18 protein-coding genes are annotated in these 21,198 nt (G+C 41.6%); 11 read left to right on the forward strand and 7 right to left on the reverse strand.

Annotated elements, in window-relative coordinates; genetic code table 11:
* Positions 1 to 255: 255 nt before the first annotated feature.
* The 3 genes from J663_RS06005 to J663_RS06015 form a co-directional block, all read right to left on the reverse strand.
* Entirely contained in the window at positions 256 to 1,602 is a 1,347-nt protein-coding gene (locus tag J663_RS06005; protein ID WP_033848506.1) for an OprD family outer membrane porin, read from the reverse strand.
* A gap of 77 nt (positions 1,603 to 1,679) precedes the next feature.
* The gene (locus J663_RS06010; RefSeq protein ID WP_033848508.1) at positions 1,680 to 3,065 is read right to left on the reverse strand and encodes an MFS transporter; all 1,386 of its coding nucleotides are present in this window, start codon (positions 3,063 to 3,065) and stop codon (positions 1,680 to 1,682) included.
* A gap of 172 nt (positions 3,066 to 3,237) precedes the next feature.
* Positions 3,238 to 4,182: a dihydrodipicolinate synthase family protein gene (locus J663_RS06015; protein WP_000050876.1), complete on the reverse strand. Its 945-nt coding sequence runs from the start codon at positions 4,180 to 4,182 to the stop codon at positions 3,238 to 3,240.
* 187 nt (positions 4,183 to 4,369) lie between these two features.
* On the opposite strand from J663_RS06015, the gene J663_RS06020 reads away from it, so the two are divergent.
* The 9 genes from J663_RS06020 to J663_RS06060 all read left to right on the forward strand — a co-directional run bounded on the left by J663_RS06020 (position 4,370) and on the right by J663_RS06060 (position 14,833).
* Positions 4,370 to 5,260, forward strand: coding sequence for a LysR family transcriptional regulator (locus J663_RS06020; RefSeq protein WP_033848510.1), 891 nt, complete (start codon positions 4,370 to 4,372; stop codon positions 5,258 to 5,260).
* A gap of 136 nt (positions 5,261 to 5,396) precedes the next feature.
* Positions 5,397 to 5,918, forward strand: coding sequence for a sigma-70 family RNA polymerase sigma factor (locus J663_RS06025; protein ID WP_081404649.1), 522 nt, complete (start codon positions 5,397 to 5,399; stop codon positions 5,916 to 5,918).
* Positions 5,919 to 6,935, forward strand: coding sequence for a FecR family protein (locus tag J663_RS06030; RefSeq protein ID WP_033848514.1), 1,017 nt, complete (start codon positions 5,919 to 5,921; stop codon positions 6,933 to 6,935).
* A gap of 139 nt (positions 6,936 to 7,074) precedes the next feature.
* The gene (locus J663_RS06035; protein WP_033848515.1) at positions 7,075 to 10,248 is read left to right on the forward strand and encodes a TonB-dependent receptor domain-containing protein; all 3,174 of its coding nucleotides are present in this window, start codon (positions 7,075 to 7,077) and stop codon (positions 10,246 to 10,248) included.
* Positions 10,249 to 10,440: 192 nt separating this feature from the next.
* Positions 10,441 to 11,232, forward strand: coding sequence for a Slam-dependent surface lipoprotein (locus tag J663_RS06040; protein ID WP_001991318.1), 792 nt, complete (start codon positions 10,441 to 10,443; stop codon positions 11,230 to 11,232).
* 102 nt (positions 11,233 to 11,334) lie between these two features.
* Positions 11,335 to 12,801, forward strand: coding sequence for a porin family protein (locus J663_RS06045; RefSeq protein ID WP_081404651.1), 1,467 nt, complete (start codon positions 11,335 to 11,337; stop codon positions 12,799 to 12,801).
* 10 nt (positions 12,802 to 12,811) lie between these two features.
* Positions 12,812 to 13,732, forward strand: coding sequence for an energy transducer TonB family protein (locus J663_RS06050; RefSeq protein ID WP_033848519.1), 921 nt, complete (start codon positions 12,812 to 12,814; stop codon positions 13,730 to 13,732).
* A 32-nt stretch (positions 13,733 to 13,764) separates the two neighbouring features.
* On the forward strand, positions 13,765 to 14,364 hold the full coding sequence (locus J663_RS06055) for a biliverdin-producing heme oxygenase (RefSeq protein WP_002000381.1): 600 nt from the start codon (positions 13,765 to 13,767) through the stop codon (positions 14,362 to 14,364).
* 28 nt (positions 14,365 to 14,392) lie between these two features.
* Positions 14,393 to 14,833: a YbaN family protein gene (locus J663_RS06060; protein ID WP_033848523.1), complete on the forward strand. Its 441-nt coding sequence runs from the start codon at positions 14,393 to 14,395 to the stop codon at positions 14,831 to 14,833.
* A 2-nt stretch (positions 14,834 to 14,835) separates the two neighbouring features.
* On the opposite strand, the gene J663_RS06065 is transcribed toward J663_RS06060, so the two are convergent.
* Positions 14,836 to 15,111, reverse strand: a complete 276-nt coding sequence (locus tag J663_RS06065) for a hypothetical protein (RefSeq protein WP_033848525.1) — start codon at positions 15,109 to 15,111, stop codon at positions 14,836 to 14,838.
* A gap of 321 nt (positions 15,112 to 15,432) precedes the next feature.
* Here J663_RS06065 and J663_RS06070 point away from each other — a divergent pair, with 321 nt between their 5' ends.
* Both J663_RS06070 and J663_RS06075 read left to right on the forward strand, forming a co-directional pair.
* Positions 15,433 to 16,140 (forward strand): YoaK family protein, encoded by a 708-nt coding sequence (locus J663_RS06070; RefSeq protein WP_033848527.1) that lies wholly within the window; start codon positions 15,433 to 15,435, stop codon positions 16,138 to 16,140.
* A gap of 149 nt (positions 16,141 to 16,289) precedes the next feature.
* Complete coding sequence (locus J663_RS06075) at positions 16,290 to 18,203, forward strand: alpha/beta fold hydrolase (protein WP_033848528.1); 1,914 nt, start codon at positions 16,290 to 16,292, stop codon at positions 18,201 to 18,203.
* A 55-nt stretch (positions 18,204 to 18,258) separates the two neighbouring features.
* On the opposite strand, the gene J663_RS06080 is transcribed toward J663_RS06075, so the two are convergent.
* The 3 genes from J663_RS06080 to J663_RS06090 form a co-directional block, all read right to left on the reverse strand.
* Entirely contained in the window at positions 18,259 to 19,593 is a 1,335-nt protein-coding gene (locus J663_RS06080) for a basic amino acid/polyamine antiporter (RefSeq protein WP_033848531.1), read from the reverse strand.
* A gap of 5 nt (positions 19,594 to 19,598) precedes the next feature.
* Positions 19,599 to 20,477, reverse strand: coding sequence for a homocysteine S-methyltransferase family protein (locus tag J663_RS06085; protein ID WP_032056883.1), 879 nt, complete (start codon positions 20,475 to 20,477; stop codon positions 19,599 to 19,601).
* Positions 20,478 to 20,694: 217 nt separating this feature from the next.
* Complete coding sequence (locus J663_RS06090; RefSeq protein WP_068972714.1) at positions 20,695 to 21,165, reverse strand: hypothetical protein; 471 nt, start codon at positions 21,163 to 21,165, stop codon at positions 20,695 to 20,697.
* Between the last annotated feature and the right edge of the window lie 33 nt (positions 21,166 to 21,198).

Here is a 21,198-nt window from a genome sequence, read left to right on the forward strand (position 1 = left end):
AAAGGGACGCAAGGGTCTAACGACTTATAGTGGAACTATAACCCGCCATGGATCTACGGTCTGCTAAAACCGACTGGCAATGTAGGCCAGCGGGACCATAATAATCATAAGTTTTTAACAGGTCAATTCAATTTAAATAAAATATTATAAAAAATTTAAATATAAATTTATATTTTAATTAAACTCAAAAGTTAATATCTCTAAAGCTATAAATTAATAAAAATAATAAAGCTAAACTAAACGTTTAGCCTGTGCTTAAAATGTGTAACGGTAATTAATAAATACACGGTGCTGGTCCCAATCTTTCCGAGACATGCCATTTATTTTTTCACCTAGGTTTGCATTTTCAAACTTCGACTCATAATGCAAAAATGAATAACGCATATCTAAATTTTTAACCCATGGCAAGGCATAACTCACCGTAAAATCAAAGTAACGCTCTTTACCCTCAATATCACTGCTAATGTTACTTTGGTGAGCGCCAAAGCCATAAATATACTTCGCCTCGGTTTTTAAACCTTTCACGTAGTCTTTCCAGTTATATTTCAACCGTAGGGCAACGGCGGTTTCATCGTTATTGGTAAAGTCGGGGCCAATGGTCGCAGAGGTCGGAAACGGGTTGGTGCCGTGGTCTTGCGTTAAAACCGAGTTGCGGGCGGAGGGCACAGCAAAGTTATCTTCTATCCAAAAACCATCAAACTTTGAAACGGCAATGCCACCTTCAAGGTTATTTTGGACCACATTTACATCGACAAAATAACCATTCCCACGGTTGTTAATGTCTTGACCTTTGACACAGTCCAGCTCGGACTCGGCACCACATTTAAACAGCTTGCCATCATCACGCGAGAAAAAAGCACCCGTGTTAAATGTCCACACCAAGCCATGCAAGGGCAATTTATATTGAGCAATCGCCCCGTACTTTTTTAAATAATCTTTGCTGTTTAAATATTCGGCATTTACGCTCCAGTTTTTGTACTGATACTTGGCACCGAGCAAACCAACGTAATCAATGCGCTCGTCATTTTCCGTGACTAGTTTTTCAAATGAGTCCATGCTGCGCGGTTTCCAGCGATCATAGTAGGCGATGTAAGTCTGTAGTTGATCATTCAGTTGAAACTGACCACTCGCACCCGAAAAAGTGTCAGGCACTGCGCGGTTATTGGTGCTTTTAAGCAAGAGCGAGTCTTGCAACTGGCGACCTAATTTAATTTCGCCTTTATCGCCAAGTTTTGCCTTGATGTAGAGCTGTCCTAAAGTCGCAAAGTTTTGATCGAGCTTGCCGTTATTTTCGACCTCTAAAAGCTGAGCGCTCGGCTTGCCAGAGTCAAATAACTTGGTGACCGCATAGAGTGAGCCATCTACACCTAGCCAGTCCCACATGTACGGTGACTGATAATTTAACTCAAGCCCTAAAGCGCTTTGTTCATATTCACTCGACGAAGGCGAAGGATTAGCAAGCGTGGGGTGGGCAGTGCCTTCATCGTTCCAGTAACGGGTGTTGAGTTTTAATTCTAACTTGCCAAATTGTTGAGGAAGCTCTGCATAAGCGTTGCTCACACTGCTTAAACCAATACAGCCCCATAGCAAATATTTATTCATTTTAAATTCCTTTTTTAAGCATGAATAAGCCCTTTGCCTAACACTGGGTTAGGCAAGCTTTTTATGAAATGGATGAATTAAGGAGAGAGTTTTTCGAGCACTTGGCCTTTGGTTTCAATGGCAAACAAGAAGGTCACTAGGCCACCAACGAGCGCCACAACGGCAAGCACACTAAACACATATTGAATGCCGTAACCACCAACCACGAGGCCGACCATAACTGGCCCAATTGCAGAGCCGGCACGTAACCAAGCGGTACTAAAACCAATGCCCATCGCACGTAGGCGAGTTGGGTAAAGTTCGGCAGCATAAAGGTATAAAGAGAATGAAATGGTTTGCAAAATGGCATAGCTAATCGTTGCGAAAATTACAACTTCCATCGCCGATTTTGCGCCTAAAACCGAGAGACTCATGAGTGGAATAATTGCCAAGAAAAACGCTGCACTGTACCAAGGGCGGCGGCCGACTTTATCAATCATTAATGCACAGATAATAGAGGCAATCACCCCTACGCCCGAGGTAATCCAGCCATAACCTAAACTGGTTTGAAGTGACAAGCCAAAGTGTTGTTTGTAGAGAGATGGCAGCCAAGTCACCATGGCGTTGTTCACCATGTACACGCAGAACCACATGCCCCACAGGGTAAAGGTACGTTTGCGGTAAATGCCACGGAACAGCTCACGCCAGTCGGTTTTTGCCATGCCTTGTGGGTTAATTTCTTTAACCACAGGTTCAGACAAAGTTTTACCGCTTTTGATGGCACCGTCTTCAAAGCTTTTAACGACTTGATCGGCTTCTTTAAAACGGCCTTTTGAAGCCAGCCAGCGTGGTGACTCAGGCAAGAAAAACCTTAAAGGAATCACCAGTAAAGATGGAATTAAGCCTACAATAAACATGACTTTCCAGCCGTAAATTGGCATCAGGAAAAATGCAGCCATGCCTGCAAACATAAGACCAAGTGGGAATAAAACTTCGTAGAGCAAGAAAAACTTACCGCGCTTTTCCGCACCAATAAACTCATTAATATAGGCACTCGCAACAGGCACTTCGCCACCTGTACCAACACCTTGCAAGAAACGGAAAATTAACAGCGACATTCCGCTCCACGCAAACAGACAAGAAATGTCCATTGCCACAAACAGTAAAATGGTAAAAGACAGCACTTTTAAACGACCGACTTTTTCGGCAAGAGAACCAAAAAAGATCGCACCGACCAATTGCCCGACATAGCCCGCGGCAATGATCGCGCCGACATAGGCAGGCGTCAGATGCCATTCGGTAATGAGTTGGGGTAAAGCAAAGGCAATTGCTAGAACAGTATAAGCGTCAAAAAAGGTCGCGATACCAATGGTTATACGCATAAATTGCAATCGACCGGTGACGGGTAGTCGTTCAAGTCTTGCAATAATTTCCGCATTTTTTTGATGATGACTAATTTGTTCTACATCCGCTAGATTTGTCATCTTCTATCTCCTTATTACTACATTCCTCGTAGTTTTTTTGTTCTATTTCGCACTGCCTGTTCACCACAGTTTGCATGCTTTTTATTATTGTTTTTAAGAGACATGCCCGATGTTTGGCCTCAGGCAGCGTACAGGAAAAAAAGGCTAGCGTACATGCTAGCCCGAATAGAATTTAAGCAACGGCTTGGGTTAAATCGACCTTGCCAATTCCGGCTTGACGCATCGCATCATGAATTTCTTGCTCAGCACCATCAGCGAGTGGAAGCAGAGGCGAACGTACAGTGGCATGGTCCAAAATTCCGCGAGCAACCAATGCATGTTTAAGCGCGACCGTGCCTTCCATGTGTGAACCGCGGTGATAAACATTGCGAGTCACTGGTAATAATTGATCGTGAATCGCACGAGCTTTGGCGTAATCTTTAGCTTTACCTGCTTTAATCATTTCAATTAAAAGTTCAGGGGCAATGTTGCCATAGCCAACCAATGCGCCGTCTACATCAAACATGGTGTGAAGCAAATATTCATCGTGGCATGTCAACACCTGTAAGTCTGGGCGTTCACGGCGAATAATCGGAATTTCGACATCCCAGCGGCGCATGTTACGCACACCATTTTTCATGGCAAACACGCCTGGCTGTGCAGAAATATCGAGTAGGGTGTCTAGGTCGTAAGTGGCCTTCGTTGCATCTGGATATTGGAATAAAATAGATGGCAAACCACTTTCTTCATAAATTGCTTTATAGCGGTCTTGTGGTGCGCCTTTTTGATAACCAAAACGCAACCAGCCGTGTGAAGGGTAAATCAAACCTGCCGAAGCACCCGCGCTGACTGCACGTTTTGCTTCTTCTGCTGCAACCGAAGTACCTTCGAGTGTAATCCCTGCAATTACCGGAATTTTGTCATCTACCGATTTAACAAAGCTTTCGATGACCTGCATTTGTTCTTTTTGCGACAAGAATGTTCCTTCACCTGCATGCCCAAGAACAACCAAGCCTTTCACACCATCAATACTGCCTAACCATGAACCTAAACGTTGAATTGCATTATGGTCTACTTGTCCGTCACGGGTAAAAGGAGTCACAGGTGCTGGGGTTAATCCACGTAAATCTAAACTCATAATCGTACTTCCTATACAGTCTAATTAAATATTCTCTGGTTCTTAATCTGACTTAAATCGTGTTGTAGAGAACATGATTGGAGTATAGAAATAGGTGAGCTATGTAGGAATTACCAATTCTTGAATTTCAGTTATACTGAAAATGTATGGCTCAAAATATTGCCTATTTACGATTTAGGAAGAATCGATGAATTATGAATTATGGAAAATATTTTTAGATGCGGTGGAACTCGGTAGCTTAAGCAAAGTCGCGATGCTGCATAACACCAACCAACCGCAAATTAGTCGGCAAATGAACGAGCTTGAAGCGCAATGTGGTGGTCGTTTGTTTAACCGAACTGGCCGCGGCGTTGAGCTCACCGATTTAGGCCAGCATTTACTTCCTAAAATTCGTTCATGGCTGAACGTAACCGACCAACTCAACAATGAAATTTTGCACTCGACCGATACCCCGATTGGTACGGTGCGCATTGCCAGTTTGCCGTCTACAGCACATCCATTGTTATCGACTCTGTATAAAGTGCTTCAAGAGAAATATCCCCTAATTAAACTGTCAGTGCGTGAAGGGCAAGGGGTGCATTTGGAAAAATGGCTCGAAGATGGCAGCGTCGATTTAGCCATACTCTATCGATTTAACCCGACACCTAAACAGGGCGATGTTTATCTTACCGAAGCCGATACCTATTTGGTGGGCTGTGAAGGAGATGCACTCACTCAGGCAAATCAAGTCGAGTTTAAAGAGGTAAGTCAGTTACCGCTGGTCACGTTTTGTAGGCCAAGTAACTGGCGCAATTTTTTAGACCACATGGCTTATGAAAATGGGGTAGAACTAAACATTGTGTTTGAAGCCGACTCGATTAGTTTACAAACCCATTTGGTTTCCGAATCTCGCATGTACACCATGTTGGGGCCGCAAGCGTTGAAGAAGGCCAGCCAATACACCTCAATTCAAGCTGCAAAAATTATTAACCCCGCGCTCAAGCGCTATATTTCTTTGTCTATTTCTAAGCACGGCTATTTAACGCCTGCGTGTAAGGCAGTGATGGAAGAAATTAGGAATTTGGCTGATTTGCTTTAAGAGGAGTGCAGCAAAACGAGCGGGCAATTAATTCAATTTATTAAACAGTGATTTAAGTTTTACTTGAATTATTGCTTGACTTGTTTAAATGATAATTATTATCATTTGTGAGTTCCTTGTTTTGAGTCCAATTGCTGTGAACAAAACTTCTTTGCTTGTAGATCAGTTATATAGAAGTCACCAAAGCTGGCTTCACCAATGGTTGAGACAAAAATTAGGTAATACTGATCAGGCCGCAGATCTGGTTCAGGACACATTTATTAAACTGCTACAAACGCGAGACGAGCTATTCGGCATTAAGGAACCGCGTGCCTATTTAACCTCGATTGCTAAAAACCTGCTTATTGACCAAGTGCGCCGTAAACGCATTGAACAAGCTTATTTAGATGGCTTGAGTCAAATGGAATATATGCTTGACGCGGTGGCTTCACCCGAAGACCAGATGCAAATTATTCAAGCAATTAACCAGCTTTGCAAAGCACTCGAAGGGGTTTCCGAAAAAGCACAGCAAGCTTTTATTTTGCATTACCTCGAAGGCTATACCCATAAAGAAATTGCCGAGCGTTTAAATGTGTCCACCAAAATGATTCAAAAATATTTGGCGAGCTGTTTAATTCAGTGCTACCAAAACAGACAAAACATGGACGCTTGTATTTAAATGGCCGTGGATAAAAGCAAGCATCACCAACTGGTTGAAGAAGCCGCGCATTGGATTGTTCAACTGAGTTCGGATGATGAACGCTCACGAAAAACCGCCAAACAAAAATTTGAAGAGTGGAAAAAAACCAGTGAGCAACATCGCCAAGTGGCTGCCGACATTGAACAGTGTATTGGGTCAATTCAAAAACTTTCCCAAACCAGCGGACATAAAAAAGTTACTAAAGTCGCTCTTAAAGCTGGCCTAAGCTCAGGCAAAGCCTATAAACATTTACGTGCAGGAACAGCTTTTGCTATTGTGTTTGTTGCCATGAGTGGGGCGTTATTTTATTTAACTGACACCACTGTGGCCTATGTGACTGCTGACATTCAAGGGCAATCGGGGCAGTGGACCACGCAAACCTTGCCAGATGGTTCACGTCTAATTTTACGTGGCAAAAGTGCAGTCAATCTTGATTTTAAAACCAACCAGCGAGTGGTTGAGTTGGTACAAGGTCAAATTTATGTCGATGTTGCCAAAGATAAGACTAGACCGTTTTTGGTCAAAACCAGTCATGGGAAAATTCAGGCACTCGGCACAGCTTTTAGCGTCAGTTATGACCCTTCGACAACCGAGCTCAAAATGTTGCACTCAAAGGTAAAAGTAGAGGCCACACAAGTTAAAACGACCCAATTGCATGCGACTCAAAAAGCCATTGTTGAAGCAGGGAAAGCCATTAAAATGGACAAGAATGGTGTACAAAAACTGCCTGCACTGAATGTTTATAACGAACAACAAAAATGGCAAAAGCATCAGCTTATGGTAGAAAACCTGCCGCTGAATCAAGTGTTACAAGAGCTAGACCGCAACTACAAAGGCAAAATTATTTTTAATGATGCGGCACTGCAACATGTGCGGGTCAATGCTGTGTTGCCTTTAGATCAAACCACAGAGTCGCTTAAGCTTTTGGCTACGGTTTTTCCAGACCTGAAAATTAAGCAAATCACGCCGTTTGTGGTCATGGTTTCTTTAAAATAATAAAAAATTAAATTTATTTTCGATTTTAGGTTCCACTTTTTTGAAAGTCGTTCGTCATAGTAAGTAGAAGCAATAAATATGGATCATTTTAATTTGTTTTATTGAATGATTCTTATTACGATTTACTGGGGCGGGGCAAATGAAAAAAGTGGGAACGGGGCAAAAGCAGAATCGATCGATTTTTCGATTTTCAACACTGGCGTTTGCCATACATGCTGTGTCGATGGGTGGGCTTGTTGCGCTGCCTATGCAGCAGGCCTATGCACAAACAGCCGGAGTTAAAAGCTATAACATTCCTGCCGGTCGCCTTGCTAACGTACTGAATCAGTTTGCCGAACAATCGGGTACTTCAATTGCAATGGATGCCCAGCAACTCCAAGGGTTGCATAGCCTAGGCTTAAAAGGCAATTTTGCCGTTGAGCAAGGTTTTGAGCAGCTTTTAAAAGCAACCGAATTTAATGCTGTAAAAGTTGGGCAGGGCTACACACTCAGCAAAAAATCTACACCACGGGTAAGTTCATCTAAGGTTCAGGCCGCTAGCCTGCCGCCAAGTAGTGCCGTAATTGAAGAAGACGCATCGGTACGACTCACGCCAATTGTGGTGTACGGCAAAGAAGACCGTGACACAGAAGGCTATAACAAAGTTTATGACGCAAACCGTTCTTCGGTTTATGCGGGCAAAGACTATGTCGAACGCTTTAAAGGAACCAACCCAGCCGATGTTTTACAAGGTATGGTGGGAGTCTATAGCGGTGATGCCCGCAACAGTGGCGCACTCGACCCAAGTGTACGTGGTGTGCAGGGTGTTGGTCGTGTGCCTTTAACCATTGATGGCACCGAACAGTCGATTGCCGTATGGCGTGGCTACAACGGGGTAAACAACCGAAACTATATCGACCCCAATCTCATTGCGGGCATTGAAGTCATTAAAGGCCCCTCTTTAGAGCGCAATACCACATCTTCTGTTGGCGGCGGTGTAGTCGTTAAAACGCTAGAGGCCGATGACATTGTTCGTCCGGGTAAGTCCTTTGGTGCCGAGTTAAAAGTAGAAGGCTCAACCAACTCAATTGATCCGTCTTTGCCAGACATGAGCAAAGTAGGCCAAAACTACGATGACACAACGCCTTGGATCGACATGAACGGGGCAAAATACGACCCCGATATTTATAAAAAGAACCGTACCAGAAGTGACAATTCTAATTTTTCGGGCGATGACTTAGCGGGTCGACTGGCAATTGCCACCAAGCAAGATAAATTCGATTTACTGGCAGTTTATGCAGTACGTGAGCGCGGTAATTATTTTTCAGGGACACATGGCGCGGGCTACTATAAACGAGCGACACCGGACAGTAGTCTCGATTTTATTCCTTACTTTGCCTATGCCTATCAACCGGGTGATGAAGTTCCCAACACTTCAAGCCATATGGAGTCGTGGTTATTAAAAGGGACCTATCGCCCAACCGATAACCAGACTCTTAAACTAACTTACCGAGATACCAAAAATATTTTTGGTGAAATTATACCGTCTCGGATTGTTTGGGGCATTACGCCTGACTTGGGTGTTCCGCAGTGGCCTTTAAGCAATATTCACTCTAAAGCCTATAGCCTCGAATATAAGTTTAAGCCTGAGAATAATCGCTGGATTGATTTCTACGCCAACATTTGGCAAACCGACACCGAAAGCCAGACCTACACACGTGGTGGGTGGCCAACCACAATCGATTTTCGAGATAACACGATTATTAACACGGCGATAAGCCATTCTGACAATACGCGTAAAGGCATTACGGTCAGCAATAAAACCCGTTTATTAGACCAGCTTGATTTGACGCTCGGTGGAAGTTTCTTAAAAGAAAAACTAACGTCCGACGATATATATGGCGAATTTGGCCCGAGTTATTCGCTCTATCAGGCGCTGCCACGAGCAGGGCGCCGTGAGGAAAAAACGTTCGATTTTAACTTTAATTATAGACCGCTATCTTGGTTAAGTTTTGATGCGGGCATGCGTTATCGCTCGTATTGGGCTGTTGATGACTTTTTAAATAAGTCTTTGCAGAGCGAGATTGACCCGAGTTTAAATCCGCTTTTTACCAAAAAAAGTAGGCTTAAAGAATATACCTTTGAATATCAGACCATGCCTGAGAGTTATACCTCGACTCAGCAGCGTTTAATCAATGTTTTAAAACAGCGCTATGCCACAAAAAATCCTGAGTGGGATGGGCAGCTCGACACTGTGCCCGCCTCAGAGAGCACGTTGTATAACATGATCTGGTCACAGAAAAATACGCTGAGCTGGAAAGCAGATGCAAATGGACAATTGTCGCTTGCCGATAATCCTTTAAACCAGCTCAATGCCTCTGGACAAAAGTACGTCGTGACTGGCGATAACTTTATGTCGGTGGTAGACCAAGTTCCGGTTGAGTCGGCCGACAAAGTTAAAGATAGCGGCTGGGCACCGCAGTTAGGTGCCTCAATTCAACTCACGCCAAACAGCAGAATCTATGCACGCTATGCAGAGGAATATCGCTTACCAAGTTTGTTTGAAAGCACTGTCGGTTTTTCTGCCATGTTGCCATATCAAGCAATCAAACCTGAACATGCTTTTAACTACGAAGTAGGGTATGTCTATGACATGCGTGACTGGTTTAGCACAGCACGCAATGCTGACATTAAGCTCGCCTATTACTACAACAAAACCAAAAATGTGATTGAGCGTGACCAGAACCTTATTTTTACCAATATGGATGAGCAAAAGCTGTCAGGTCTAGAGCTACAAAGCCGTTTTGATAATGGCGGTTTCTTCACAGACTTGAGCGTGGCCTATAACTTAAAAAATGAAGTATGTGACACCAATAGTGCCATTAACAAAATGATTTTAGGCGGCACGGTTCAAACCGACCAGGGCCTTGAGTTCCGCGAACCGTATCAGCGCTGCGTCGATGATGGTTTTCCAAATGGCTACTTAGTAACAATGGCTACTCCTGAACTGAGTTTCCACGGTTTGCTTGGCGCACGCTTTTTTGATGAAAAGTTAGAGCTCGGTGCACGCGCAACATTCTATAAAGCTTATGAAAGCCCGCTACGCAAAAATAATGATGCTAGCGTCAATAAAGGCTATTACCTCAATGTACCTTTGGCTTGGGATGATACGTGGATTTTTGATGCCTATGCGCGTTATCAGGTCGATAACTACAACACGGTTGAGTTTGTCGGCAGTAATCTTTCTAACCAGTTTTATATCGATCCTTTAACTCGTAGTGCCATGGCTGCACCCGGCCGAACGATGAAAATTAGCTGGACCACTAAATTTTAAACAGAATTTGATTCCCTCTACACATACATAAAAGGGGAGTCAGGTAACGGTAAATAATAAGGTTGAATGATTATTATTTACAAAAAGAACGAGTAGGTTTGCAGCTGGGCCTACTCAATAAACTAAAAATAGCGAAATCGTTATTTTAAATTAAACAATAACTTAGTTTTAAAAAAGATGGAGTAACAACAAATGAAAATCTCTCAACTGTTCTTGGGTCTCGTTGCTTGTTCAACTGCATTTGCTTATGCAGGTATTGATGGTATTTCGAGTAATGAAAGTAACATCAAAATCGGTGCTGCTGCCAATGCAAGCCATCCGGGTGGTGTAGCAGCGGTGTCGGTTCAAGCTGCGGGTGCACCATATAACGCTTTTACAGGTTTTAGTTCGTTAAAAGGTTTGGCTCAGGCTTTTGCTGCTCAGGGAACAAGTAACACCAATGTAACGGTTGGCAGCAAAACCTTTAATATTTCGCATATTCCAGTGTCTGCAATGCCACCTTCACACAGTGCATTAGGTAATTTTAACTTTGGTCAGGTGGGCACACAGGAAGTCTATTTTGGTGAATGGTGGAAAGCGGGCGACACGCCGGCAAGCGCGAGCCATACCGTTTACTATGCGGGTGATAACACCAATACCACTGTTCCAACCGCGGGTACTGCAACCTATACCGTTGCAGGAATTAACGGTTCTGCAAGCAATCTGTTAAGTGGTACGTTCACGGCAAATTATGGTGCGGGTACACTTGAAGGAACGCTTACAGGAACTGGTACGGCTGTTTCATCATTAAGCCTAGATGGTGTGGCATTTAACCCAGGTACTGCTGCGTTTGCAGGTTTGGCAACGGCTAATGGTACAGCTGGTGTCGACAACTCTGGTGTGGTGCAGGGTCAATTCTTCGGGGCAAATGCTTCGGCTTTAGCGGGTATTGCCCAGTTTGATAACGTGTCTTACAACACTGCATTTGGCGGTGCTAAAAATTAATGAATGCAAAAGGAATCTACACACGTAGGTTCCTTTTGTTTTTTGGCTTTTGCTTGGTTGCTTCAGGTTTATTGTTTTATGAAACGAACGCTTTTGTGCTGTCTGACATTGTTGAGTTGTCCATTTTTATATGCCGACGAAGACACACAGCTTCGTCTCAATCAAAGCTTGGACCAAACGCTTTTACAAGAACAGCGCCAGTTTCACGAACAGGGAACCATTCGTAGTACCGAGCAATTACCAAAACTTCAAATTAATGGACAAGAATATAGTGTTGAGCCAAACCCGAATGATCTTGCCAAGGCGTTATATTTGGCAGTCATGCAAAAACAGTGGCTCAAAGCCACGGTTTATTTAGAACATTATAAGAAATATGTTGGCTACGATCGGGCTTTAACCGACTTTGCCGAAGGGGCAGTTGCACGTTCTCAGGGTCAACTGAAATTGGCTGAACAAAAATTTCAAAGCAGCCTAAAACAACAACCTCATAATTTAATTTGTGAACTTGAGTTAGCGCGCGTGCTGTTTGAACAACAGAAGAATAAGGAAGCAGCACGCCTTTTTATTTCCATTCAAGACCAACTGAAACAAAGTGATCCTGCGGTAATTCCATCTGGGGTTTTAACAACAGTGAATACCTTTGTTCAGGCATTAAAAAAACGAGACTCTTGGCAAGGCTCGGTTTCAGCGGGTTATACCTATGTCAGTAATTTAAATAGTGCCTCTAAACAGACTAAAACTTGGATGTCTTATCAGACAGATAATAAAGGTAATATTATTGGGGGGCAGAAAATTACTAGTGAAAAGCAAAAAGCTGAGTCAGCAACGGGTTTAGATTACGAAGCCAGTCTGATTAAACGCTATGCGATTGAAGGCCATCATGGCGTGGCTTTACGTGCGCTGGCGTTTGGACAGTCCTATAACGACCACGCGGCATTTAATGAATCTACCATTAACATTAATGCAGGCTACAGCTACTTTGACTTAAAAAATCAAATTGGGGTGAGTCCGCTTTTTGAACATAAACGTTATGGCAATGATGGTCTTTACAATGCCTGGGGCGCGCGTGCCGAATGGATGCATTTTATCTCGGCAGATAAAGCCTTCAAGCTTGAAGCTGAGAGTAAAGATTTTAATTATCAGAAATATAAAAGCTTTGATGGTATAGAAAATTCAGCTTTTGCCACCTTCTGGAAAATTTTTCCAGACCAGTGGACTGTTTTTGGTGGTCTAGATGTAGTCGATAATTCTGCAAAAGAAAAATATGTAGCTGCCTATGAACAGCAAGGTGCGCGGTTAGGTGTAACCAAAAATTGGAGTACTGGTTTTAACACTACGTTATTGAGTTCTTACCGTTGGCGTCAGTTTGATAAATATGCTGTAGGTTATTTGGCCCGTCGTCATGATTTTGAACAAAACTATACCTTTGTTATGCAAATGCCTCGCTTTGAGTTTTATGGCATGACGCCTAATTTAACCTATCGCTATAACCATAATAAAAGCAATGTTGATTGGCTGTATTCCTACGATAAACACCACATTAGTCTCAAGCTTGAGCATCGTTTTTAGGGAATAAGCCATGAAATCAAAATCATTATTCCTTACACATAAGCCGATTGTTATGTTGCCTTTACCACAAGCGTCGAAGCACTTTTATAAATGTTTAACCGTAGTGGTGGTGATTGGACTGCATGTGTTCGCTGTCTGGATGCTGAGTCATTTAATTGAACCATATACTTTTAAAGCATCACCCAAAGTAGATGCATTAAAAGTAAGTTTTGTATCATTGGCACCTGCTAAAAAGCCATCGGTTGAAAAGACTGAAAGCCAACCTAAAAATAGTGTAACGCCTCAATCTACTTTAAACAGTTCGGTATCTCATGCGCCCGATCAGCCAAAAAACTCGCCTACAGATGTTCAAACATTAGCGTCAAAAACTGCTTCTAAAGAGGCCGTGCAAAATAATTTAAATGACAAACAGCAAGTACAATCAAAAACGACTTTAAATAATTCAACTTCACTCCAACCAGCGCAGCGTACAGAAAAGCTGGTGACTCATACCGATAAAAAACTGAGTTCGACAGACTTTGAACAAACGCAAACTGAGCAGTTGACACAAAACGCCAATAGTGAAACTAAAAGTGGTGGGGTCAAAACACCCGCAATGCAGCAAGAATATTCCAAAACCCCTAGCACTCAAGTTGAACACGATGACGTTGTTCAGGTGAGTAGCGTGGATGTGCTGAGTTTTGGTGGGCTTGACTATGATGACCGTGAGTTAAAACAACAAAATCGTTTGGTTGAGCTTCGGATTCGCATTAATGAAAAAGGGCAGCCAATCAACATTCAATTACGTCAAAGTTCGGGCATTCAAAGCCTTGATGAACGGGTCATGCAAGCTGCACGTAAATCCAGATTTAAACCCCACAAAATTAACGGTGGAGCCGTGACCATCGTTGTGGATTTTCCAGTCCAACTCAAACTCAATCGGGGCCGCTAACCGATGAGTAATATCTATTTTGCAGGAGAAAGATGATGAATTCATCTACAGAACAAATCATTAGCAACAGTTTGTCTTTACGTTTGAAACAAGAAACTGCTGCTGAACACGAACGTATGCATCAATTAATGTCAGAGGCAAAGGTGTTTTCAAGTAAAGAAAAATACGCGCAATTTACTTTGTCTCAATATTACTTTCAGCGTGAAATTGAACATCTTTTTGAAAAAGAGGGTGTAGCTGGACTGATTCCGGACTTAGACATTCGTGGCCGCTCAAAACAAGCACTTGCCGATTTAAATGATTTAGGTATTCAACCCAACGGGCAGCAATTACAGAGTGAAAACGTACAGCTACCCGAAGCTTTAGGCTGGATTTATGTGTCTGAAGGTTCAACTTTAGGGGCCGCATTTTTATTTAAAGAAGCTCAAAAGCATTTAGGTTTTTCTGAAACGTTTGCTGCACGTAATTTAGCGGCATATCCCGAAGGGCGCGCTAAAGTCTGGAAACGTTTTGTAAAAGCACTGGATGAAGCAGGCTTTGACCAAACCCAGCAAGACCGAGTCGTTCAAGGAGCTTTAGATGCCTTTGGATATTTTGGTCAAGCGCTTGATCAGCTTGATGAATTGAAATAATAAAAAGTGGATAAAGGGAATACCCGATATGGATAAACTCAATCAAGTAAATGTAATCGTAAAACATGAGCAGTCGTTAGCACCCGCTCAACCAGTCAGTAAGCTTGCCCGTTCTGTTTGGGCACGTTGGGTGTTTATTGGTTTGGCTTGGTTGTGTATTGCACTTGGCATATTGGGGATTTTTATTCCGGGTTTACCTACCGTTGATTTTATAATTTTGGCGGTTTTCTTTGCTGCTCGAGGTTCTGAAAAACTCCATCAATGGTTTCGAAATCATCGCTATGTCGGCCCACTCATTCGTGTGTGGCAAGAACATCGTCGTATTCCCAAAAAGGCGAAATACATCTCGACCTTAAGTATGAGTCTGGCTGCGGGACTGATGATTTGGATTATTCCACATCCGTGGTTTGTCTATCCAGCAATTTTATGTATGGCAGGGGTATTGGCGTGGATGTGGCTTAAAAAATAAAATTATGACTGGCATTTTTGCATGGTACGCATCATGGATTTTACAAAATTACGCGGTATTTCAGGGCTTTGTAAACTTAAACTTCCAAGTTTATTCATAAATTTAGGTGAGTATTGGCGTTCTAAACGATGATAAATGCAGGTACAGCTTGCACGGCTATGACCAGCCGCAATACATTTCAAATAAAAATCACGATGAGGACTGTTTTTTTGACCCGCGAAGGCAACAGATACAAATAATAATCCCCCTAAAAAAACTGAAAAATTATAAAGTGACATATATCTACTCGTGATTATTGTTATTGATTATCCATATTCTGGCATAACTTTTTCAGGTCCAAAACCAGTTGATTTCAACTAGCGGCTTCATCATAGTTAGAACAGTTTTGGAGGTCAAATTGATTTAAGGATGAGAACAGTTTAGTGTTTTAAAAATAGTCAATTTTGATTGTTGCCATTTTAAAGACAGTGTTACGACATTACGCACCCTATTTTTTTACATAGTTTTTTGCTTTCATAAACGCTTTAGTATTATTCATTTTTAAATCATTTATATGCAACTTAATTGCTTTAAAGTTTTAATTTAACAGGATATTTTATATGACAGATACCCCAATTAAAAAAGACACAGAAAGTACCTGGGCAATATGTCGAGATCCTGTTTTACTCACCATGGTGGGTGGGGCAATTGATACTATTGGTTTTATTGCATTGTTTGGTTTTTTCACCGCGCATGTGACGGGAAACTTAGTGTTGGCAGGGGCAGCATGGATTAAAGGTGGCTCGGGGTTATGGATAAAGCTCGCAGCAATTCCACTATTTATTTTGACTGTTGTCATTACCAAACTATTAATTGACCGCAGTCAGGTCAAGCACAAAACACTGTCTTATTTATTTTTATTTGAAGCTATTTTTCTATGTGCTTTTATGGTGGCAGGGCTTTACTTCGAACCATTTAAAGATCCGGATGCGCTAACAGTTGCAGTAACAGGAGGACTGGGTTTAATTGCTTTGGCTATTCGTAATACTTCAAGCAAAACCCTTATTAAAAATATTAGCCCAAGCACCATGATGACAGGTAACACTACCCAGCTCGGGATTGATATTGCCAACTTACTTAAAAACAATAATGCAGCCAATCGGGCAAGTTTTCTAAAAAGCGCCAGTATTGTAATTGGTTTTGTGATTGGTGCTTTCTTAGGGGCGATCCTCTATGTCTATTTTGATTTCTGGAGTGTAGCGCCGTTTATCTTACCAATTTTGTATTTCTCTTATTTAGCTTCACAGCAAAAGTTCAACCAAGCTTGATTTGAAAAAATAACAAAAAAGCCTGAATTAAAATGAGTTCAGGCTTTTTTTTGAAATAAAGGAAGACGGAAGCGGAGTCGAAATTGTTCGTTCACTGCTTTACAGGCATAATGACCAGATGGGGAATACATTCGATTAAGGAAGGCAGAATGACAAAGTCTTACCATTATTCAATCATAACAATAATGGCTTTGCTCAGTGGCTGTCAGGTCATTCATTTAAAAGAAAGTAATTTAAGCAATGCTTTAAAAAGTAAGAATGAAAGTATTCTGACCGATGGCACCTTAAGCCATCAAACCCAAAACTTACTGTATTTGGTCAAAGAAGATGAAAAAACTTGCCTGCAAAATTTTGATGATTGTTTAAAGAAAATTCAGAGCTTGTCCGAAAATAGTAGCCGAGAAGAACGCTATGCTGCGCTGAGTGAAATTTACTTGGCAAAAGCTTTAGATGTCGGGCGTAGTAGCCAGTGTCATGTTATTAATAAAAGTAAGAGTTGCGTTGAGCAAGAGTTAGCGCTGTTCGATAAAAGCTTGCGCTATAGTTATGTCTATTTATTTGATTCTGAAGAGTCGCCGTTTGATCGGGTGTTTGACCATCGCCAAAATCAGGTACGTATTTTTTATAACGTGGCCTTGTCAAAGCTTATGACCACGTATTTTAATCATTTAAATACACATCGTTTTCCGCCATTGCTGAAAGCAGATGGGCATGAGTACCACGTCAATTTTGACCACGCGTTAGATGTACAAAAAATTGAAGTCGATACTTTTCGCTCCAGCTATAACATGAACTTTTCTGGTTTTAATACCGTTAACCGTAAGGATGGTTTGGGGGCAGAGTTTATTGTTGGACGTAAAGAAAATGATGTGAATCACGGCTTCATTTTAGACCCCGATAATTTTTATGCTCGCCAAGCCAACCCTAATATTCATTTACCACGCTTCTTTCCAGCTACTGCGATTGCATACCCAAAACAAAAAGCCACAGCCGATCAGGTCATTGCTGGGGCAGAGTTAGAAATTTCAATGTTCGATCCATATCGACAAGACCGTGTAAAAATTGAAGGTGTGGACTATCCACTGACTGCAAACTATTCGGCTCCTTATGGGCTTTGGTTGTCGAAATATAATTTAGGTGCGGCAGGTTATTGGTCTTTAATTAATAAAGAAGCCAATTTAATCATGCCACATTTATATATGCTGGAGCCCTTTAACCCGAATAAGAAAATTATTGTGTTTGTTCATGGTTTAGCTAGTAGCCCAGAGGCGTGGGTGAGTCTAACCAATGACATTATGGGCGATGCTGAATTAAGGAAAAACTATCAAGTTTGGCAAGTGTTTTATTCAACCAACATGCCGATTTTTGAAAGTCGTTTTCAGATTTATTCATTGTTGAATCAAGCTTTTCAAAACGTTGCTAAAGATAGCTATGCTGCACACGATGCAGTGTTGGTCGGGCATAGTATGGGCGGCGTGATTAGCCGTTTATTGGTGAGTAATGCCGATGTTTCAGAGCAAGCCATGCAAAAAATGAATGAAGCGCAGTTAAATCGTTTAAAAGAAAATCCGATCATTCGTGAGCGTTTTCAGTTCAAGGCTTTGCCATATTTTAATCGAGTTGTTTTTGTTTCGGCACCGCATCATGGTACAGACTACGCTGATCGATGGTTTACCCAAATTGCCCGCCGTATTATTCGTTTACCGGCTGACTTTTTTATTGCGGTCGAAATGAGAGATGAGAAAAATACCAAACTCAGAAAAGGCTTAATTGAAAATGGGGCGAGTAATTTAAGTCGCTCTTCTAACTTTATGCAGTTGACTCAAGCCATTCAACCATCGCCCCAAGTGGTCTATCACTCGATTATGGGCAATATTAACGGGACAACAGATAAGTTAAAAAGCAGTGATGGGATTGTGCCTTATCAAAGTTCACATTTGGGTGGGGAGCAGTCAGAGCTGATTATTAAAGGTGGCCATTCAATTCAAAATAGCCCAGAGGCAATTTTAGAATTACGCCGTATTTTACGATTGCATTTAAAGCAGTCGCAGCCTTCAAAATAGAAATTTTTGTTTTTAGAAAACCACTGCTGAACTAGGTCAACAGTGGTTGAAATAATTAATTTAACTGATTTTGTTTGAGCGATTTTTTATGCTCAAAGTAGCTGATTGAAAAAATAACCAAGCCGACCAAGTACAACACACCAGACAAAAGCAGTAAGTCTAAACCTGCTGCATAGAGTAACCAAAGTGCATAGATTGAAGCGACACTTGCAATCGCAATATGCGGTGTGCGTTTATGGCGAATGGATTCTTTAAGGTAAAAAGCTGACACCAGAAAATAAGGCAGCAAAATCATGACTGATGAAATCAATAAAAGTTGAGTGTAATTTTTATTGAAAAAATACACGGCAATTAAAGACCCTTGTACCACAAGCGTCGTCAACCAAAGTGATGAAATCGGTACATTATTTTGATTATTCTTTAAAAATAATTTCGGGAAAGCACCATTTTTTGCAGCTAAAAATGGAATTTCAGTGGCAAATAAGGTCCAACTTAAATAAGACGATGCAACTGAAATAATCAACCCGATGGTAATAATGATGGTACCCGGCAAGCCGATCAGTTGCTGTAAAATGGTCGCCATAGATGGGTTATGCATGCCTGCAAGCGCTTCACGGCTTGCCACACCATAAGCCAATACTGTCACCATCACGTAAAAACTTAATGCCAGCAAAACACCTAAAATAGTTGCTTTGCCAATGTCATGACGTTTTTTTGCACGCGATGATAAAACCACTGCTCCTTCAATACCGGTAAATACCCAAAGGGTAATCAACATTAGGTCTTTCACTTGCTGCCAAAGTGGAACTTGCAAAGAAAAGTCATGTAAGTTGAGTTTGAATAGATCAAACTTAAAGGCAATGAAGGTAAAGAAGATGAAAACCACCATTGGAATGATTTTGGCAATGGTTGCCAGTAAATTCACAATCGCAGCTTCTTTAATGCCTCGACTCACTAACCAGTGTACCAGCCATACAAAAATGCTTGAGCCAATCAGTGAATAGAGCGTATTACCTTCACCAAAAATAATATGGTCTTTGCTGTCGGTAAACATACCAATGCCTGAAAAGGCAATCACCACATAACCCACAATACCAATGGTAGTACACAACCAATAACCCCACGCCGAGCAAAACCCGATCAGGTCTCCAAAGCCTTCGCGTGCATAGTTATAAATACCGCCGTCAAGGTCTGGTCGTTGACGCGTTAAATGTAATAGCGAGAGAGCCAAGAAAATAATGCCGACCCCGGTAATGAGCCATGCAACAAGAAGGGCAGAGCCGTTGGCAACTTGAGCCATATTTTGGGGAAGGCTAAATACGCCTGACCCCACCATAGAACTAAAGACCAGCGCTGTAAGAGACAATAATCCGATTTTGGCAGCAGACATGGTATTTATTCTTTAAAAAATTGAGAAAGTTCAGCAATGTGTTCTGGTCCGATACCACAACAACCACCCACTAAACTTGCACCTGCTTGCTGCCATTGTTTAGCAAAACCAAGATAAGCTGGAGCATCTAAGTCTTTACGAATTTCATCGAGACCATCGTTGGCAGTAGCGCTTTCATCTTGCGGTGGGAAAGCATTGGCGTAAGCACCAATTTGTACAGACTCTGGAATGAGTCCTTTAATTTCATTAATTGCTTGCAAGATCACTTCAGGTTGGCAGCAGTTAAACAATACTGCTTTGGCATTTGATTGTTTGATGAAATTAGCCACTTGTTGCATATTTTCGCCTGAACGAAGTAATGCTTGTTCTTGTTTAATCTCATCTTGCAGCGTAAATGACACCCAATAGTCTTTACCATCTTGTGGTAATAACGCATGGACTGTTTCGACTTCTTTTAAGCATGATTGGGTTTCTGCTAACCAAAAATCTACTTCCGGTGCCAAGGTATTAATGATGGGTTCTGCAAGGTTTTTAGCTTGTTCAGGTTGAAACAGGTCTGCACGGTAAGAGCCAAATAACGGTGGTAAGCAGCCCGCGATTTTGACATTTTTGCCGCTTTCTTTAACTGCATTTTTTGCCTGTTCAATTGCAACTTTAATTAAACGCACACCGTCAGTTTCAAAGCGTTCTTGTCCAATATGAAATGGCACAACAGCATAGTTATTGGTGGTAATCACTTCTGAACCAGCATTGATAAAATCAAGATGTACTTCTTTTACTGTTTCTGGTGCTTCAATGAGTGCAAGCGCAGACCACTCTGGTTGACGAAACGGAGCACCACGACGGGCCAATTCACGGCCTAAACCGCCATCTAAAATCTTCATAAATTACAACATAAAGGGAGAAAAAATAATTGAGTTAATCTAGCGTGTAGATGGATTGTGTTCAATCGCGAATATGCTCGATATATTTCTAAATAAATTAGATTGTTATGAATATTTTTTCTTAAAAGGAATTCTGTAGATCATGTTCAGTTTTACTGATGAACTTCATGTGAAAAAGATTACGTATTTATTTGAAAATATAGACTAAAAAATAATCTTATAACGCGCCATATTGTTGCCAACTTTCACCAGTATGCTGCGTTTTATAATACGCTTTAAGCTGTTCAAGCTGCATAAAGTGTATGCCTGACCAAATTAATAAACTGATGAATATTAAAACTTTAGACAAGCTGTGAACTTTTTCTAGGCGAGCAAAAGCTAACAGTACAAAAAATAAGGCAGGTAAAAATATAAAGAATTGAACAGGGGAGAAAAATAAATGAGCAGTACTGAAATATAACGCCGCTGCACTGATGAGCAGATTTAAAACAGAACATAGCTTTTGATATTTACCGAGCTTAAATGCATACGCGGTGATGGCAAGTAGTACGGCTGAGCTGATGTAAATTGCTGTACCGCCAATCATCCACATATAAAACCCGCTTACCAAAAGATAAGCCAGCAGCAAAAAAAGCACAAGCTTAAAACATAATGACAAGAGGCGAGGTGATGATTTTAAAGGCGTCATAGCGAATCTAAATATCTCAAGTGAGGGCTTAAA

It is taken from the genome of Acinetobacter sp. 826659 (assembly GCF_000588515.1).
GTDB classification, from domain to species: domain Bacteria; phylum Pseudomonadota; class Gammaproteobacteria; order Pseudomonadales; family Moraxellaceae; genus Acinetobacter; species Acinetobacter pittii.

Bases quoted from the DNA above. Each gene is read 5' to 3' on its own strand.
- J663_RS06005 (WP_033848506.1), bottom strand. From the start codon at position 1,602: ATGAATAAATATTTGCTATGGGGCTGTATTGGTTTAAGCAGTGTGAGC.
- J663_RS06010 (WP_033848508.1), bottom strand. From the start codon at position 3,065: ATGACAAATCTAGCGGATGTAGAACAAATTAGTCATCATCAAAAAAAT.
- J663_RS06015 (WP_000050876.1), bottom strand. From the start codon at position 4,182: ATGAGTTTAGATTTACGTGGATTAACCCCAGCACCTGTGACTCCTTTT.
- J663_RS06020 (WP_033848510.1), top strand. From the start codon at position 4,370: ATGAATTATGAATTATGGAAAATATTTTTAGATGCGGTGGAACTCGGT.
- J663_RS06030 (WP_033848514.1), top strand. From the start codon at position 5,919: ATGGCCGTGGATAAAAGCAAGCATCACCAACTGGTTGAAGAAGCCGCG.
- J663_RS06035 (WP_033848515.1), top strand. From the start codon at position 7,075: ATGAAAAAAGTGGGAACGGGGCAAAAGCAGAATCGATCGATTTTTCGA.
- J663_RS06040 (WP_001991318.1), top strand. From the start codon at position 10,441: ATGAAAATCTCTCAACTGTTCTTGGGTCTCGTTGCTTGTTCAACTGCA.
- J663_RS06050 (WP_033848519.1), top strand. From the start codon at position 12,812: ATGAAATCAAAATCATTATTCCTTACACATAAGCCGATTGTTATGTTG.
- J663_RS06055 (WP_002000381.1), top strand. From the start codon at position 13,765: ATGATGAATTCATCTACAGAACAAATCATTAGCAACAGTTTGTCTTTA.
- J663_RS06060 (WP_033848523.1), top strand. From the start codon at position 14,393: ATGGATAAACTCAATCAAGTAAATGTAATCGTAAAACATGAGCAGTCG.
- J663_RS06065 (WP_033848525.1), bottom strand. From the start codon at position 15,111: ATGTCACTTTATAATTTTTCAGTTTTTTTAGGGGGATTATTATTTGTA.
- J663_RS06070 (WP_033848527.1), top strand. From the start codon at position 15,433: ATGACAGATACCCCAATTAAAAAAGACACAGAAAGTACCTGGGCAATA.
- J663_RS06075 (WP_033848528.1), top strand. From the start codon at position 16,290: ATGACAAAGTCTTACCATTATTCAATCATAACAATAATGGCTTTGCTC.
- J663_RS06080 (WP_033848531.1), bottom strand. From the start codon at position 19,593: ATGTCTGCTGCCAAAATCGGATTATTGTCTCTTACAGCGCTGGTCTTT.
- J663_RS06085 (WP_032056883.1), bottom strand. From the start codon at position 20,477: ATGAAGATTTTAGATGGCGGTTTAGGCCGTGAATTGGCCCGTCGTGGT.
- J663_RS06090 (WP_068972714.1), bottom strand. From the start codon at position 21,165: ATGACGCCTTTAAAATCATCACCTCGCCTCTTGTCATTATGTTTTAAG.